The 14,172-nt window shown below is 33.2% G+C and carries 14 protein-coding genes; 12 read left to right on the forward strand and 2 right to left on the reverse strand.

What is annotated here, in order from left to right:
• Window positions 1-26 precede the first annotated feature (26 nt).
• Window positions 27-2,255 (forward strand): tetratricopeptide repeat-containing hybrid sensor histidine kinase/response regulator, encoded by a 2,229-nt coding sequence (locus ABD690_RS00510; protein ID WP_344725949.1) that lies wholly within the window; start codon window positions 27-29, stop codon window positions 2,253-2,255.
• On the opposite strand, the gene lpxK is transcribed toward ABD690_RS00510, so the two are convergent.
• Entirely contained in the window at window positions 2,252-3,265 is a 1,014-nt protein-coding gene (gene lpxK, locus ABD690_RS00515) for a tetraacyldisaccharide 4'-kinase (RefSeq protein WP_344725951.1), read from the reverse strand. The genes ABD690_RS00510 and lpxK overlap by 4 nt on opposite strands.
• A 145-nt stretch (window positions 3,266-3,410) precedes the next feature.
• Here lpxK and ABD690_RS00520 point away from each other — a divergent pair, with 145 nt between their 5' ends.
• The 3 genes from ABD690_RS00520 (at window position 3,411) to msrA (ending at window position 6,073) form a co-directional block, all read left to right on the forward strand.
• Entirely contained in the window at window positions 3,411-4,505 is a 1,095-nt protein-coding gene (locus ABD690_RS00520) for a Nif3-like dinuclear metal center hexameric protein (RefSeq protein WP_344725953.1), read from the forward strand.
• A 3-nt stretch (window positions 4,506-4,508) separates the two neighbouring features.
• The gene (locus ABD690_RS00525; protein ID WP_344725955.1) at window positions 4,509-5,288 is read left to right on the forward strand and encodes a zinc ribbon domain-containing protein; all 780 of its coding nucleotides are present in this window, start codon (window positions 4,509-4,511) and stop codon (window positions 5,286-5,288) included.
• 128 nt (window positions 5,289-5,416) lie between these two features.
• Entirely contained in the window at window positions 5,417-6,073 is a 657-nt protein-coding gene (gene msrA / locus ABD690_RS00530; protein WP_344725957.1) for a peptide-methionine (S)-S-oxide reductase MsrA, read from the forward strand.
• Here msrA and ABD690_RS00535 read toward each other — a convergent pair.
• Entirely contained in the window at window positions 6,070-6,870 is an 801-nt protein-coding gene (locus tag ABD690_RS00535) for a class I SAM-dependent methyltransferase (RefSeq protein WP_344725959.1), read from the reverse strand. The two genes, msrA and ABD690_RS00535, sit on opposite strands and share 4 nt — an antisense overlap.
• A gap of 34 nt (window positions 6,871-6,904) precedes the next feature.
• Between ABD690_RS00535 and ABD690_RS00540 the strand changes: the two genes are divergently transcribed.
• The 8 genes from ABD690_RS00540 (at window position 6,905) to ABD690_RS00575 (ending at window position 14,160) form a co-directional block, all read left to right on the forward strand.
• Window positions 6,905-7,546, forward strand: a complete 642-nt coding sequence (locus ABD690_RS00540; RefSeq protein WP_344725961.1) for a hypothetical protein — start codon at window positions 6,905-6,907, stop codon at window positions 7,544-7,546.
• Between the two features lie 225 nt (window positions 7,547-7,771).
• Entirely contained in the window at window positions 7,772-9,037 is a 1,266-nt protein-coding gene (gene kynU / locus ABD690_RS00545; protein ID WP_344725963.1) for a kynureninase, read from the forward strand.
• Window positions 9,038-9,041: 4 nt separating this feature from the next.
• Window positions 9,042-9,392 (forward strand): hypothetical protein, encoded by a 351-nt coding sequence (locus tag ABD690_RS00550; protein ID WP_344725965.1) that lies wholly within the window; start codon window positions 9,042-9,044, stop codon window positions 9,390-9,392.
• Window positions 9,393-9,419: 27 nt separating this feature from the next.
• Window positions 9,420-10,820: an FAD-dependent oxidoreductase gene (locus ABD690_RS00555; RefSeq protein ID WP_344725967.1), complete on the forward strand. Its 1,401-nt coding sequence runs from the start codon at window positions 9,420-9,422 to the stop codon at window positions 10,818-10,820.
• A gap of 2 nt (window positions 10,821-10,822) precedes the next feature.
• On the forward strand, window positions 10,823-11,233 hold the full coding sequence (locus ABD690_RS00560; RefSeq protein WP_344725969.1) for a RidA family protein: 411 nt from the start codon (window positions 10,823-10,825) through the stop codon (window positions 11,231-11,233).
• A gap of 47 nt (window positions 11,234-11,280) precedes the next feature.
• Window positions 11,281-12,723: an aldehyde dehydrogenase gene (locus tag ABD690_RS00565; RefSeq protein WP_344725971.1), complete on the forward strand. Its 1,443-nt coding sequence runs from the start codon at window positions 11,281-11,283 to the stop codon at window positions 12,721-12,723.
• A 40-nt stretch (window positions 12,724-12,763) separates the two neighbouring features.
• Window positions 12,764-13,546 (forward strand): SDR family oxidoreductase, encoded by a 783-nt coding sequence (locus ABD690_RS00570; protein ID WP_344725973.1) that lies wholly within the window; start codon window positions 12,764-12,766, stop codon window positions 13,544-13,546.
• Between the two features lie 92 nt (window positions 13,547-13,638).
• The gene (locus tag ABD690_RS00575) at window positions 13,639-14,160 is read left to right on the forward strand and encodes a 3-hydroxyanthranilate 3,4-dioxygenase (RefSeq protein WP_344725975.1); all 522 of its coding nucleotides are present in this window, start codon (window positions 13,639-13,641) and stop codon (window positions 14,158-14,160) included.
• Window positions 14,161-14,172: the final 12 nt, after the last annotated feature.

Here is a 14,172-nt window from a genome sequence, read left to right on the forward strand (position 1 = left end):
ATATTTGTTGGTAATAGCGACTTGATATGTCCCAAGTAAAAAACTACATATTTGCCATATTACTGCTTGTAAGCTTTAATACTTCAGCACAAGACTCTATTCAAGATGACCCTGAAGCTATTCAAATAAGCATTGATTACCGCATTGACCAAGCGCAAAGCGACATGGACAATAGCGACTATTTTAATGCTCAAAAAAAACTAGAAGAAGCTTTAAAACTTGCTGAAAAAATAGACAACAAAAAAAGTATTGGAATCATCTACTCAAAAATTGGAAAACTTCACTATATTTTTGAAGAGCTAGATGAAGCTATAAAATCACTTATCAAAGCCAATGAAGTTCAGCGTTTTGCTAAAGATGACATAAACCTTGCTGAAACCTATAAAACATTAGGAAATGTTTATTCTAGTAAAAAAGATTTCAAACAAGCTTTAGATTATTACAAATCATCTAAATCTTTATTTGAACAAGAAGACCTTGACGAATTCGTTGCCGAAGTTCTACTCTACGAAGGAAAAACTTACATTGCCTTAAAAGACAATAGACATGCACGAATTCAACTAGATAAATCTATTGCTTTAGCCAACAGGTATGATTTAAACAAAATTTTAAGTAGTGCTTTAATAAATAAAGGCCAAGCATTAGGGAATTTAGAAAACATTGACGAAGGTTTAAGCACAGCCACCAAAGGTCTTAATATAGCCAAAGACAATCAATTTAACAACGTATTAAACAATGGCTATCGTGTATTGAGCGACTTAAATTACAAAGCTGGAAATTATCAAAAAGCTCATGAATATTTACTTAAGCATACCGAGTTAACTGATTCTTTAATTACCTTAAAAAGAAACAATTTATCTCAAGAAAAACGCATTCAGTTTTTAATAGATAACCAAACCGAATACCAAAAGGAACAAGCCGCTGACCTAGAAGAAAAGAAAGAAGAAATAAGCTTAAGCAAGCTTACAACGATATTAAGTATTGCCTTAATAACCATACTATCACTACTAACACTATCGCTATATAAAAACAATAACATAAGGTTAAAAACCAACAATATGTTACACAAAAAAAATGGCGAATTAATTATAGCAAAAGAAAAAGCAGAATTAGCTTCAAAAACAAAAGCAAATTTTCTTTCTACAGTAACACATGAATTAAGAACACCGCTTTATGCTGTAACAGGATTAACCAGTATGTTACTAGATGAAGACCCTAAACCTAGTCAAGTTCAACATTTAAAATCTTTAAAATTCTCCGGAGATTATTTACTCACTTTTATTAATGATATTCTTCAAATCAATAAAATAGAAGCCAACAAAGTAGAGGTTGAACCTGAAGTTTTTAATCTGAAGAAAAAAATGACCAATGTTATAGCTGCATTAAACAATTCTGCGCTAGATAACAACATTCAAATTCATTTAAGCTACGATAATGATTTGCCAAAAAACTTTATGGCAGATCAACTTAAAATATCTCAAATTTTAATCAACCTAGTAGGAAATTCAATTAAGTTTACTAAAGATGGTGATATTTGGGTAAGAGCATACAAACTAGAAAAAAAGGACGATATCTATACAGTTAGATTTGAAATTGAAGACAACGGTATTGGTATCAGTCAAGAAAAACAAAAAGTTCTTTTTGAAAGTTTCTCTCAAGGCTCTATACAAATAAACAGAAAATACGGTGGTACTGGTTTAGGTTTATCTATTGTAAAAGGATTGATTGAAATTTTAAAAGGAAAAATATACCTAGAAAGTGAATTAGGTAAAGGGTCTAAATTTATTTTTGAAATTCCATTGAAATATTCAGAAGAAGTAGAAAAACAGAAAAAAGAAGAATACTTTAAAGATATTAATGAGCTTGAGTTAAGCAACATTAAGATTCTAGTTGTTGAGGATAATAAAATCAATCAAATGATTACCAAGAAAATCCTTAATAAAATGAAACTTTATTGTGAGGTTGTAGATAATGGCGAAGAAGCCGTAGATATGGTTAAAACCCAAAACTACGATGTTATTTTAATGGATATTCATATGCCAGGAATTAGCGGACTTGAAGCAACTAAAATCATTAGAACATTCAATAAAGAGATAACCATATTTGCCTTAACCGCTGTTACACTTGAAGATAAAATGCAAGAGTTTGACGAAGCTGGTTTTGATGACATTATCTCTAAACCGTTTAAGCAAGAAGACTTCGAGAAAAAACTGTACAATGCCCTAATAGATAATAACAAAACTACTTCGACTTAACCCTTTACAAACTTTTTCACTAAAGTATCAAACTGCATTTTATCCTGCTCATTCATTTCTGTTTCAATTGGCAAATAGTATAATATATCTTTAAGAGAATCATACTGTTTAAGACGCATAAAATCTTTTTCTGTAGTAACTATACAAGATAGTTTTTCAAATGCTTTAATGTCATTTTCAGTAAAAGCATAATGGTCTTTAAAATTAAGGTGATTAAATTGTAACCCTTGCGACTGTAAAAAGTCTATCAACGGCTTTGGATTTGCAATACCTGTTATAAGTGTAAATGTATTTAATGTTGCAATTGGCTTTTCTACGCCAGCAGACGAAACAACATTATCGGCATATCCTATACTACTAAAAAGCACTTCTTGGTGAGCTTCTGGTTTCAATCGTTTTACAATCTGCGCCTTTTCTGCTTCCTGTAATGTATTCGGACATTTTGTAACCACTATTATTTGTGCTCGCTTTGCGCCTTGTTTTGGCTCTCTTAAATCGCCTGTTGGCAACACAATATCATCACAGTATAATTTATTATAAGTAGTAAGTAAAATATATAATCCCGCTTTTACTTTTCTATGCTGAAAGGCATCATCAAGCAAAACAATTTCTGGAGTAGGACTTTGAGATTTTAATTGTTGTATGCCGTTTTGTCTATCAGAATCTACAGCTACCAAGACTGTATTTTTAAATTTACTATAAAACTGAAAAGGCTCATCTCCTAAAGTTTTAGCTGAATCTAAATGATTTGCAAGCTTAAAACCTTCGGTTTCACGTTTATATCCTCGGCTTAAAGTTGCTAGTTTATAATCATATTGCAATAATCTAATCAAGTATTCTATCATAGGCGTTTTTCCTGTACCACCAACACTTAAATTACCAACACATATCACAGGAAAATCATACGATGTAGAAGGTTTTAATCCTTTATCATACATAACATTTCTTAACCAAGTAATTGCATAATAAATAGGAACAACAGGAAATAATATATATCGTAGAAACTTCAAAATAAATTACAAATGATTATTAATTGAGTGGCAAGATAACAATTATATCATTCAAGATAACACAACTATCAAACAACATAATAGGCAAAATATCATCTTATGTCAATGAAAAAATGTGTAGTTTTGAGCAAATACATGAATGACTATGATTGTAAATGATGTTATAAATTATTTAGAAGAACTTTCGCCAACAAGCTACGCTGAAGGCTTTGACAATGTTGGGCTATTAGTTGGTGATAAAAAACAAAAAATCACTGGAGTTTTAGTAACACTTGACACGCTAGAAAGTGTTGTTGACGAAGCCATAGAAACTAACTGCAACCTTATTGTAAGTTTTCACCCTATTGTTTTTAAAGGGCTAAAAAAACTTACAGGCAAAACCTATGTAGAACGTGTTGTCATGAAAGCCATAAAACATGATATCGCGATCTATGCCATACATACAGCTTTAGACAATTCTAATAAAGGTGTTAACAATATGATATGTGAGCAACTTGGCTTAACAAACAGAGCTATTTTAATTCCGCAATCACAAACCATAAAAAAACTAGTCACGTTTGTACCTGAAAAAGAAGCTGAAACGCTTCGCGAAGCTCTTTTTAATGTTGGAGCTGGTAGTATTGGTAATTACAACAACTGTAGCTTTAATGTTAATGGCATTGGAACATTTAATGGTAATGAAAACTCTAATCCAACTATTGGAAAAAAAGGTGAAACGCAACACGAACCAGAAACGCAAATTTCGGTTACATTCCCAAAACATCTAGAAAGCATCATTTTAAAAACACTATTTAAAACGCACTCTTACGAAGAGGTTGCTTACGAAATCACTACACTTGAAAACACAAACCAGCATATTGGCATGGGCATGATAGGTGAATTAAAAAATTCGATGTCTGAAATTGATTTTTTAAAACACCTTAAAAATAAAATGCAAACAGATTGCATAAGACACTCAAAATTACTTGACAAACCTATAAAAAAAGTAGCAGTTTTAGGTGGTTCTGGCAGCTTTGGCATTCCTAATGCAAAAGCCTTAAATGCTGATATTTACATTACTGCCGATTTAAAATACCATGACTTTTTCAGTGCAGAAAACCAAATAGTTTTGGCAGATATAGGGCATTATGAAAGTGAGCAGTTCACAAAAAACCTTTTAGTAGCGTATCTTACAAAAAAAATTACTAATTTTGCAGTCGTTTTATCAAAGACCAATACCAATCCTGTAAAGTATTTTTAAAGTATGGCAAAAAAGAAAGAAGTATCTGTAGAAGAGCGTTTAAGAGCTTTATACGATTTACAACTTATCGATTCTCGTATCGATGAAATAAGAAATGTTCGCGGAGAACTTCCTTTAGAAGTTCGTGATTTAGAAGATGAAGTTGCTGGACTAAACACTAGACTAGAAAAACTTGAATCTAGTTTAGAGACTATAAACAATGATATTAGCTCAAAGAAAAATCTTATTGAAGAAGCTAAAGCATTAATTAAAAAATATAGCGAACAACAAAAAAATGTTCGTAATAACAGAGAATATAACTCTATCACTAAAGAAATAGAATTTCAGGAGTTAGAAATTCAATTAGCTGAAAAACACATTAAAGAGTTTAAAGCACAAATTGAACAAAAGAAAGAAGTTATCTCTCAAACTAAAGACCGCTTAAAAGAGCGTGAAACTCACCTTAAACACAAAAAAGGGGAATTAGATGCTATTTTAGCTGAAACCGAAAAAGAGGAGCAAGCTCTTATCAAGAAATCTGAAGATTACAAAGCCTCTATAGAAGAGCGTTTAGTAGCTGCTTATACAAGAATTCGTACCAATGTTAAAAATGGTTTAGCTGTCGTGCCAATTGAAAGAGGGGCTTCTGGAGGATCATTTTTTACAATTCCACCACAAGTTCAAATGGAAATTGCATCACGTAAAAAAATTATTACTGATGAGCACAGTGGTCGTATTCTAGTTGATGAAGCACTTGCTGAAGAACAAAAAGAAAAAATGGAAAAATTATTTGCAAAACTATAATTGCAAAACAGTTATAACACATCAAAAAGCCTTTACATTCTTGTAAAGGCTTTTTTATTTAATATAATTTTAGCATATTATCTTTAAGGTTTCACCATTATTACCGACTACATTAAAAAAATTAAACCATGCAAAAAGTCATTCCATTACTTATTATCAGTTTATTATTTAGTTGTAATAATACTGCGCAAACAAGCCCTAAACAATTAGCAATTATAAACGCCGAACCTGTTGAAATTCCTATTCAAAAAGGTAAAGCTCGTGCTTATTTTGCAAGCGGATGTTTTTGGTGCGTTGAAGCTATTTATGAAAGCGTAAAAGGTGTAAGCGAAGTTATTTCAGGTTATTCTGGCGGTCATACAAAAAAACCAACTTATGAAGCTAGTAATACCGGACGAACAGGACATGCCGAAGCCGTTGAAGTTATCTATGACCCAAACATAGTAAGCTTTTCAACACTAGTAGACGTGTATTTTGGATCACAAAACCCAACACAAGTTAACGGGCAAGGCAATGATATAGGTTCGCAATACCGCTCTATTATTTTTTATCAAAATGATGAGCAAAAACAAATTATAGAAACAAAAAAAACGGCATTATCTAAAAAATTAAACGCTAAAATAGCAGCTGAAGTTTATCCGTTTCAAAAGTTTTGGAAAGCCGAAGATTACCACCAAAACTATGAGCGTTTGCACCCTGAAAATCCTTATATACAAAACGTATCTATCCCAAGATTAAATCGTTTTAAAAGAAAATTTCCAGAGCTTTTAAAGGAAAATCATTAAATTTTTTTCGCTTTTATTTCAAAAATTAACGGATACAATTTGTCTTTTGTAGCATACATACCTGATTTAGTTTTTATTAAATCAGGTAATACATCATAAGGACTCTCATCGTATTCATTTAAATATTCTATATGTAATCCTGCTAGTGCTAACGCATTAACAACTTCGCTTAAACCATGATTCCACCCATACTCTTTGCTTATCATTTTTGAGTTTGTATCTGCATAAGTTCCTTCATACTCTTCATAAATAACCTCATCTTGCATATAACCATATTTCATAACCGGCTTATTATCTAAATAATCAAACATCCAAACAATAGGATGAAACTCAACCATATAAAACGCACCTCCAGGTTTAAGCCGTTCAGCAATCATTTGTCCCCAAGGTTTTAAATCTGGCAACCAACCTATAACGCCATAACTCGTAAAAACAACATCAAACATATCAGTTACATGTTTAGAAGTATCTAAAACATTACAACACACAAATTCAGCATCTAATTGCAATTCACTATTAAGCGATTTAGCCAGCTTAATACCTTCATCGCTTAAATCTACTCCAGTACATTTAGCTCCTGCTCTACTCCAACTTAATGTATCCTGACCAAAATGACACTGCAAATGCAATAGCGACTTTCCTGAAACATCAGCCAAAGCCTTCGTCTCATAAGACATTAACGAGCTTTTTCCTTTTTTGAAAACTTCTAAATCGTACATGTCGCTTTTAGAATGAACTTTAACTTTATCATTCCAAGTATTTTTATTTATATCAAAATAATGTTGATTATCACTCATAGCTAATCTTTATCTTTGCCTAAAACTTAAAAATATGAAAAAAAACATAAGCTTTTTATTCTTAATCATCCTTTTTGCTGCTTGTAAAGAAAATAAAACTACCGAAAGCAAAGAATTGTCTGTCGTTGAAAAAATTGCACATGCCCATGGTTTTGAAAAATGGGATGCTGTCAATGAAATTCAATTTAAATTTGGTGAAAATCGATTTTGGGAATGGAAACCAAAAACTGACGATATTAAATTAACAACAAATACAGACACCATTAGTTACAACCGAAAATCTATGAACAGTACGGCAAAAAAAATAGATCGTGCTTTTATAAATGACAAATTCTGGTTATTAATTCCCTTTCAATTAATATGGGATACATCTGCAACAATTTCTGAATCCGTTGAAGCCACTGCCCCTGTTAGCAAAACAACCATGAATAAAATAACAGTCACTTACCCTAAAAAAGGTGGTTACACGCCTGGAGATGCCTATGATATTTTTTATGACAACAATTACTTCATTAAAGAATGGGTTTATAGAAAAGGAAATTCTCACAAACCTACAGTATCAAACACATTTGAAAACCTTCAAGACTTCAACGGCATAAAAATTGCTTTAGACCACAAAAAAAATGATGGCAATCCTATTGCTAAACTTTCAAAAATTAAAATAACCTACAACTAAAACTATTTATTTTGTAAGTAAAACATCTAAACATAGACTAAATACGTATATAAATTATAATATCCCGCATTTGCGTCTATATATTCACAAAAAGCGCTTTAATGAATAATTAAAGTGCTTTTTCTTTTGGTAAAACAAAAACAACTACCCAAATTATATATATAATATGATGTTATTCCTTACCTATAATTCTTATTTTTGTAGGAAACCGAAAAACAACACACATTGTCTGACTATAAAACAGGTCTTGATTTTGCTAAAAAACTTGACCAAAACGATCCATTAAAAACGTATCGCGATAAATTTCTTATTCCTAAAGATAAAGATGGAAATGAGATGATTTATCTCTGCGGAAACTCATTAGGACTACAACCTAAAACCACCAAATCATATATTGATCAAGAACTAAAAGATTGGGCAAATCTTGGTGTAGAAGGCCATACAGATGCAAAAAACCCATGGCTACCTTACCATGAATTTTTAACCGAAAACATGGCAAAAGTTGTTGGTGCAAAACCTATTGAAGTGGTTACAATGAACACCTTAACTGCTAATTTGCATTTTATGATGGTTTCCTTTTATAAACCAACATCAAAACGCTATAAAATAGTTATAGAAGCTGATGCTTTTCCTAGTGACAAATATGCTGTTGAGTCTCAATTACGTCATCATGGCTTTGATGATAAAGCGGGTTTAATATTATGGAAACCCAGAGAAGGTGAAGAACTATATCATTATGAAGATTTAGAAAGCATTGTTGAGCAACACAGTGATGAGATTGCTTTAATAATGATAGGAAATACCAATTATTACACGGGGCAATTTTTTGACATGAAACGCATTACGCAACTAGGTCACAAACACGGCTGTATGGTTGGTTTTGATTGTGCTCATGGCGCTGGTAATGTACAGCTTAATCTTCACGATTCAGGCGCTGATTTTGCTATTTGGTGTACTTACAAATATTTAAATTCCGGACCAGGAAGTTTGGCAGGTGCTTTTGTTCATGAACGTCATGCTCATGATAAATCCCTAAACCGATTTACTGGCTGGTGGAGTCATAATAAACAAACTCGATTTAATATGCGCCATGAATTTGATGTACTACCAGGTGCAGAAGGTTGGCAATTAAGCAACCCGCCTATTTTATCATTAGCTGCCATTCGTGCTTCATTAGATATTTTTGCTGAAGTTGGTATGGAAGTGTTAACTGAAAAATCTAGAAAAATCACAGGGTATTTTGAGTTTCTTTTAAAACAATTAGGAGAAGATACTATTCGTATCATCACACCTGAAAACCCAAAAGAGCGTGGTTGTCAGCTTTCTATTCAAGTTAAAAATGCTGATAAAAATTTACATAAAAAATTAACGGAAGCTGGTGTCATTAGTGATTGGCGTGAACCAGATGTAATTCGCTGTGCACCTGTTCCTTTATACAATAGCTATCAGGATGTATATAAAACTGTTGAAAAACTAAAAGAACTGGTATAAGTGAATGAAAACAGCCAACTATAACATAGATAGAGAACAAATAATTCTAAAAATATCAAAAAAATCTGATATTGGTTTTTTAGAATATCACATTTTAGGATTACTATCTTTTGGCTTAAATCTAGGACAAGATTCACTTACAATCACTAATAAAAAAATAGAATACATCATTAAAAACAACCTTGTTAAGCGTGTTTTTTTTAATGATTTTTCAACTATAAAATTTAATGCTATAAAAGACACTATTTCGTGCATAAACCTAGACAATAAAGAAGAATTTATTAATTTAAAAAAAATTAGATTGTCTTATCAAGAAATTCAAGAAATAAAAACAACGCTTGAAAAAAACATATAGCAATTCATTAGGTATAGAAATAAAAAAATGAACAAAAAACAAAATATTCTCATCATTGGCGCAGGGTTATGTGGTTCACTACTCGCTTTACGATTAGGTCAACGTGGTTACAATGTTACAGTTTATGAAATGCGTCCAGACTTACGTAAAGTAGATATATCTGCAGGGCGTTCTATAAACCTTGCTTTTTCAGATAGAGGCATCAAAGCTATGAACCTTGTAGGTATTCAAGATAAAGTAGAACCGCTTTGTATCCCTATGAATGGTCGTATGCTTCACGATATAGAAGGCAATACAACTTTGGCACCATACAGTGGTCGCGAACACGAATATATCAACTCTATCTCTAGAGGTGAGTTAAACGCCTTACTTCTTAACGAAGCCGAGCAACATAAAAATGTTACGATTCATTTTAATAAAAAATGTAAAGCTGTAGATTTTGAAAAAACAACAGCAACCTTTAAAGATTACGATACTAACAAAGAGTTTATTGAAGATGCTGATATTATAATAGGCACTGATGGCGCTGGCTCTGCCTTACGCAAAAGCTATTATTTAGGCAAAAAGTTCTTATTTAGCTTCTCTCAAGATTACCTAACACATGGCTACAAAGAGTTAAGCATTCTTCCAGGTGAAAATGGCAGCTATAAAACCTATAAAAACGCACTTCATATTTGGGGACGTGAGTCTTTTATGCTTATCGCATTACCAAATCTTGATGGCAGCTTTACAGTAACGCTATTTTTAAGCTTTGACGAAGGTGAATATAACTTTAACAACCTAACCACAAAAGAGCGCGTATTAGAGTTCTTTGAAAAATATTTTAAAGATGCATTAGAACTTATGCCAAACCTTGTTGATGATTTCTTTGAGAATCCAACAGCACCTCTTGGCACTGTAAAATGTTCTCCTTGGCATTATAAAGGAAATACGCTTTTAATGGGAGATGCAGCTCATGCTATTGTACCTTTTTACGGGCAGGGTATGAACGCCTCTTTTGAAGATGTAGTAGAATTTGATAAAATATTAGATCAAGAACATGATGATTGGGAAGCTGTTTTTAAAGCCTATGAGTCTTCTAGAAAGCAAGATACAGACGCCATAGCAGATTTAGCCATTGATAACTTTTACGAAATGAAAGGCCATGTAAATCATGCTAATTTTAGAGAAAAACGCAGTTTAGAAATGGCTTTAGAAAAAGAGTTTCCACATGACTATTCTTCAAAATATTCACTAGTAACCTTTAACGAAGATGTTGGTTATAGAGAAGCTATGCTAAAAGGTCGCGCTCAAGACAAGGCGATTCTAAATATGTTAGCTGATGGAAAACTAAACATAAACGACGATTTAAAATTAAATTTAGAAAAAGTAAAAACTGAAACCGAAAACATCCTTGAAGATGACAGGATTGCTGGTTTGAAATCATAATTATGAACGCAGGAACCAAAGTAACACCAAGAGGTGCTTACCCACATGTAAAAGTTGTGGGCGATTTTATTTTTGTATCTGGAACAAGCTCCAGAAGAGCTGACAACACTATTGCTGGTGTCGAGTTAATAGACGAAATGAACACCAAAGTACTAGACATTGAAGTGCAAACCAGAGAGGTTTTAAAAAATATTGACAAAAATCTTAAAACTGTAGGCGCTAGTCTTAAAGATGTTGTAGACGTTACAACCTTTTTAGTAAACATGAATGATTTTGCTGGTTATAACAAAGCTTATGCTGAATTTTTTGAGAAAGCAACAGGACCAACTCGTACTACAGTTGCCGTACACCAATTACCTCATCCGGACTTATTGGTTGAGATTAAGGTAATGGCATATAAGAAAAACGTATAGACTTGTCATTCCGTACTTAATGCGAAATCAATTTCAGAAGAACAAAAATGGAAAACATCAAAAACTACATAAACGGAAATTTTCACAATCCAATATCAAATGATTGGATAGATAATTACAACCCATCAAATGGTAACGTTTATGGACAAATCCCTAATTCTTCAAAAGACGATGTTGAAAATGCTTATATAGCCGCAAAGTCTGCTTTTCCTAGCTGGTCTCAAACCACTTTAGAAGAACGTAGCCGCATACTACTTAAAATCTCTGAAGGTATTGAAGCTCATTTAGATGAACTAGCACAAGCAGAAAGCAAAGACAATGGCAAACCTATCAGTCTTGCAAAAGCTATAGATATCCCAAGAGCATCTAGTAACTTTCGCTTTTTTGGAAATGCAATCACTCAATTTGCTAGCGAAAGCCATGAAAGTGCAGGACAAAATGCTATAAATTACACATTACGCCAACCTATTGGCGTTGTAGGTTGTATTTCACCATGGAATCTGCCACTATATTTATTTACTTGGAAAATCGCTCCTGCGCTAGCCGCTGGAAATTGCGTAGTTGCTAAACCAAGTGAAGTCACACCTATGACGGCTTATTTATTAGGCAAAATTTGTAATGATGCTGGCTTACCAAAAGGCGTATTAAACATCGTTCATGGTTTAGGTACTACCACCGGACAAGCCATAATAGAACATCCAGACATCAAAGCTATTTCGTTTACAGGAGGCACTGCAACAGGAGCTCATATCGCTAAAGTAGCAGCTCCTATGTTTAAAAAACTGTCGTTGGAGCTAGGTGGAAAAAACCCAAACATCATTTTTGCAGATTGTGATTATGAGGATATGCTAGCCACATCTGTTCGTTCATCTTTTGCTAACCAAGGACAAATCTGTTTATGTGGAAGTAGAATTTTTGTAGAACAAGCTATTTATGAAAAATTTAAAGTAGATTTTGTTGAGAAAGTAAAACAACTTAAAGTAGGACATCCTTCTGAAAGCACAACTAATATCGGAGCTTTAGTCTCAAAACCTCATCTTGAAAAAGTAAAAAGCTACATTGATATTGCCAAAAAAGAAGGCGGCACTGTTTTATGCGGAGGAAATGAGGTTACTGTGTCAGGTTACGAAAATGGTTACTATTTAGAACCTACAGTTATAGAAGTCACATCAGATGAATGCCGTGTAAACCAAGAAGAAATTTTTGGACCTATAGTAACCATTATGCCTTTTAAAACAGAAGACGAAGTCTTACAAATGGCTAACAAAGTAAAGTATGGCTTATCTGCAACTTTATGGACTAACAACTTAAAACGCACCATGCGTTTAAGTAGTCAAATACACGCAGGAATTGTTTGGGTAAACACATGGTTAATGCGTGATTTAAGAACACCTTTTGGTGGCGTAAAAGCAAGTGGCGTAGGTCGTGAAGGCGGATTTGAAGCCTTACGATTTTTTACTGAACCTAAAAATGTATGCATTAAATATTAAGTCATAAAAAACACTTAAAACAAAAACAACTTAAACAATTATGAATCTAAATATAAACAACAAAAACGCACTTGTTTGTGGTAGTACTGCCGGAATAGGTAAAGCCACTGCTTTATCATTGGCGAACGAGGGCGCTAATGTTACCCTGATTGCAAGAAACGAAGACAAATTAAAAGCTGTTTTAGCCGAGCTACCAAGTCATAGAAACCACAGTTATATAGTGGCTGATTTTTCAAATCCTGAAGATTTACAAGAAAAAATCACTGATTTTATCACTAAAAATCATGGGTTTCATATTTTAGTAAACAACACAGGTGGTCCTGCTGGTGGTCCAGTTTTTAACGCCAAACTTGAAGAATTTGAAAACGCTTTTACACAGCATTTAAAGTGCAACCACGTATTAGCGCAAGCTGTTGTTCCTTATATGAAAACTGAAGGTTTTGGGCGTATAATTAATGTTATTTCTACATCAGTAAAGCAACCACTTGACGGACTTGGCGTAAGCAACACAATTCGTGGTGCTGTAGCAAACTGGAGTAAAACGCTTGCAAATGAGCTAGGACAATTTGGTATTACCGTAAACAATGTACTTCCTGGAGCAACAGGCACTGAACGTTTAACAGAAATTATAAAAAACAAAGCTTCTAAAACAGGTAATAGTGAAGAAGAATCTGCTAATGCAATGAAACAAGCGGTTCCTGCAAAACGTTTTGCCAAGCCTGAAGAGTTAGCATATGCTATTACATTTTTAGCGAGTGAATGTGCCAGCTACATAAACGGAATTAATCTTCCTGTTGATGGCGGTCGTACAAAATCTTTGTAACTTTATAAAAAATCTGCGTGAGGGATTGAAGCTAGCTACCATGTAGCGCGTAAAGCCCGACCCTGAAAGGGGCACGCCAAAAAAATAATAATATGAGCAATTTAGTATCTCCTTTAAATTTTAAGCAATGGATTGAAGAAAATAGACATTTGCTTAAACCGCCAGTTGGCAATAAATGTGTATGGCCTAATGGTGATTATATTGTAATGGTTGTTGGTGGCCCAAATAGCCGAAAGGATTATCACTATAATGAAACTCCAGAATTTTTCTATCAAGTTGAAGGTGATATGGTTCTTAAAATTATGAACAACGGTAAACCTGAAGATGTGCATATTAAGGAAGGTGATATTTACTTATTACCACCTAAAGTGCCGCATTCTCCGCAACGTAAGGCTGATACTGTAGGACTTGTTATAGAATATCCGCGTGATGAAGGCGTGAACGATGCTTTAGAATGGTATTGTGAAAGTTGTAACTCATTATTATATCGCGAAGAATTTCCGTTAGATAATATAGAAACCGATATGCCTGTAATTTTTGACAAATATTACAGTGATGAGGAAAAACGTACGTGCAATAATTGTGGGCACGTAATGCAACCACCAAAAAAATAACCTACTAACCTT

It is taken from the genome of Corallibacter vietnamensis (assembly GCF_039537875.1).
In the GTDB taxonomy this organism is placed as follows: Bacteria; Bacteroidota; Bacteroidia; order Flavobacteriales; family Flavobacteriaceae; genus Corallibacter; species Corallibacter vietnamensis.

Bases quoted from the DNA above. Each gene is read 5' to 3' on its own strand.
- ABD690_RS00510 (WP_344725949.1), top strand. From the start codon at position 27: ATGTCCCAAGTAAAAAACTACATATTTGCCATATTACTGCTTGTAAGC.
- ABD690_RS00520 (WP_344725953.1), top strand. From the start codon at position 3,411: ATGATTGTAAATGATGTTATAAATTATTTAGAAGAACTTTCGCCAACA.
- ABD690_RS00525 (WP_344725955.1), top strand. From the start codon at position 4,509: ATGGCAAAAAAGAAAGAAGTATCTGTAGAAGAGCGTTTAAGAGCTTTA.
- msrA (WP_344725957.1), top strand. From the start codon at position 5,417: ATGCAAAAAGTCATTCCATTACTTATTATCAGTTTATTATTTAGTTGT.
- ABD690_RS00535 (WP_344725959.1), bottom strand. From the start codon at position 6,870: ATGAGTGATAATCAACATTATTTTGATATAAATAAAAATACTTGGAAT.
- ABD690_RS00540 (WP_344725961.1), top strand. From the start codon at position 6,905: ATGAAAAAAAACATAAGCTTTTTATTCTTAATCATCCTTTTTGCTGCT.
- ABD690_RS00550 (WP_344725965.1), top strand. From the start codon at position 9,042: ATGAAAACAGCCAACTATAACATAGATAGAGAACAAATAATTCTAAAA.
- ABD690_RS00555 (WP_344725967.1), top strand. From the start codon at position 9,420: ATGAACAAAAAACAAAATATTCTCATCATTGGCGCAGGGTTATGTGGT.
- ABD690_RS00560 (WP_344725969.1), top strand. From the start codon at position 10,823: ATGAACGCAGGAACCAAAGTAACACCAAGAGGTGCTTACCCACATGTA.
- ABD690_RS00565 (WP_344725971.1), top strand. From the start codon at position 11,281: ATGGAAAACATCAAAAACTACATAAACGGAAATTTTCACAATCCAATA.
- ABD690_RS00570 (WP_344725973.1), top strand. From the start codon at position 12,764: ATGAATCTAAATATAAACAACAAAAACGCACTTGTTTGTGGTAGTACT.
- ABD690_RS00575 (WP_344725975.1), top strand. From the start codon at position 13,639: ATGAGCAATTTAGTATCTCCTTTAAATTTTAAGCAATGGATTGAAGAA.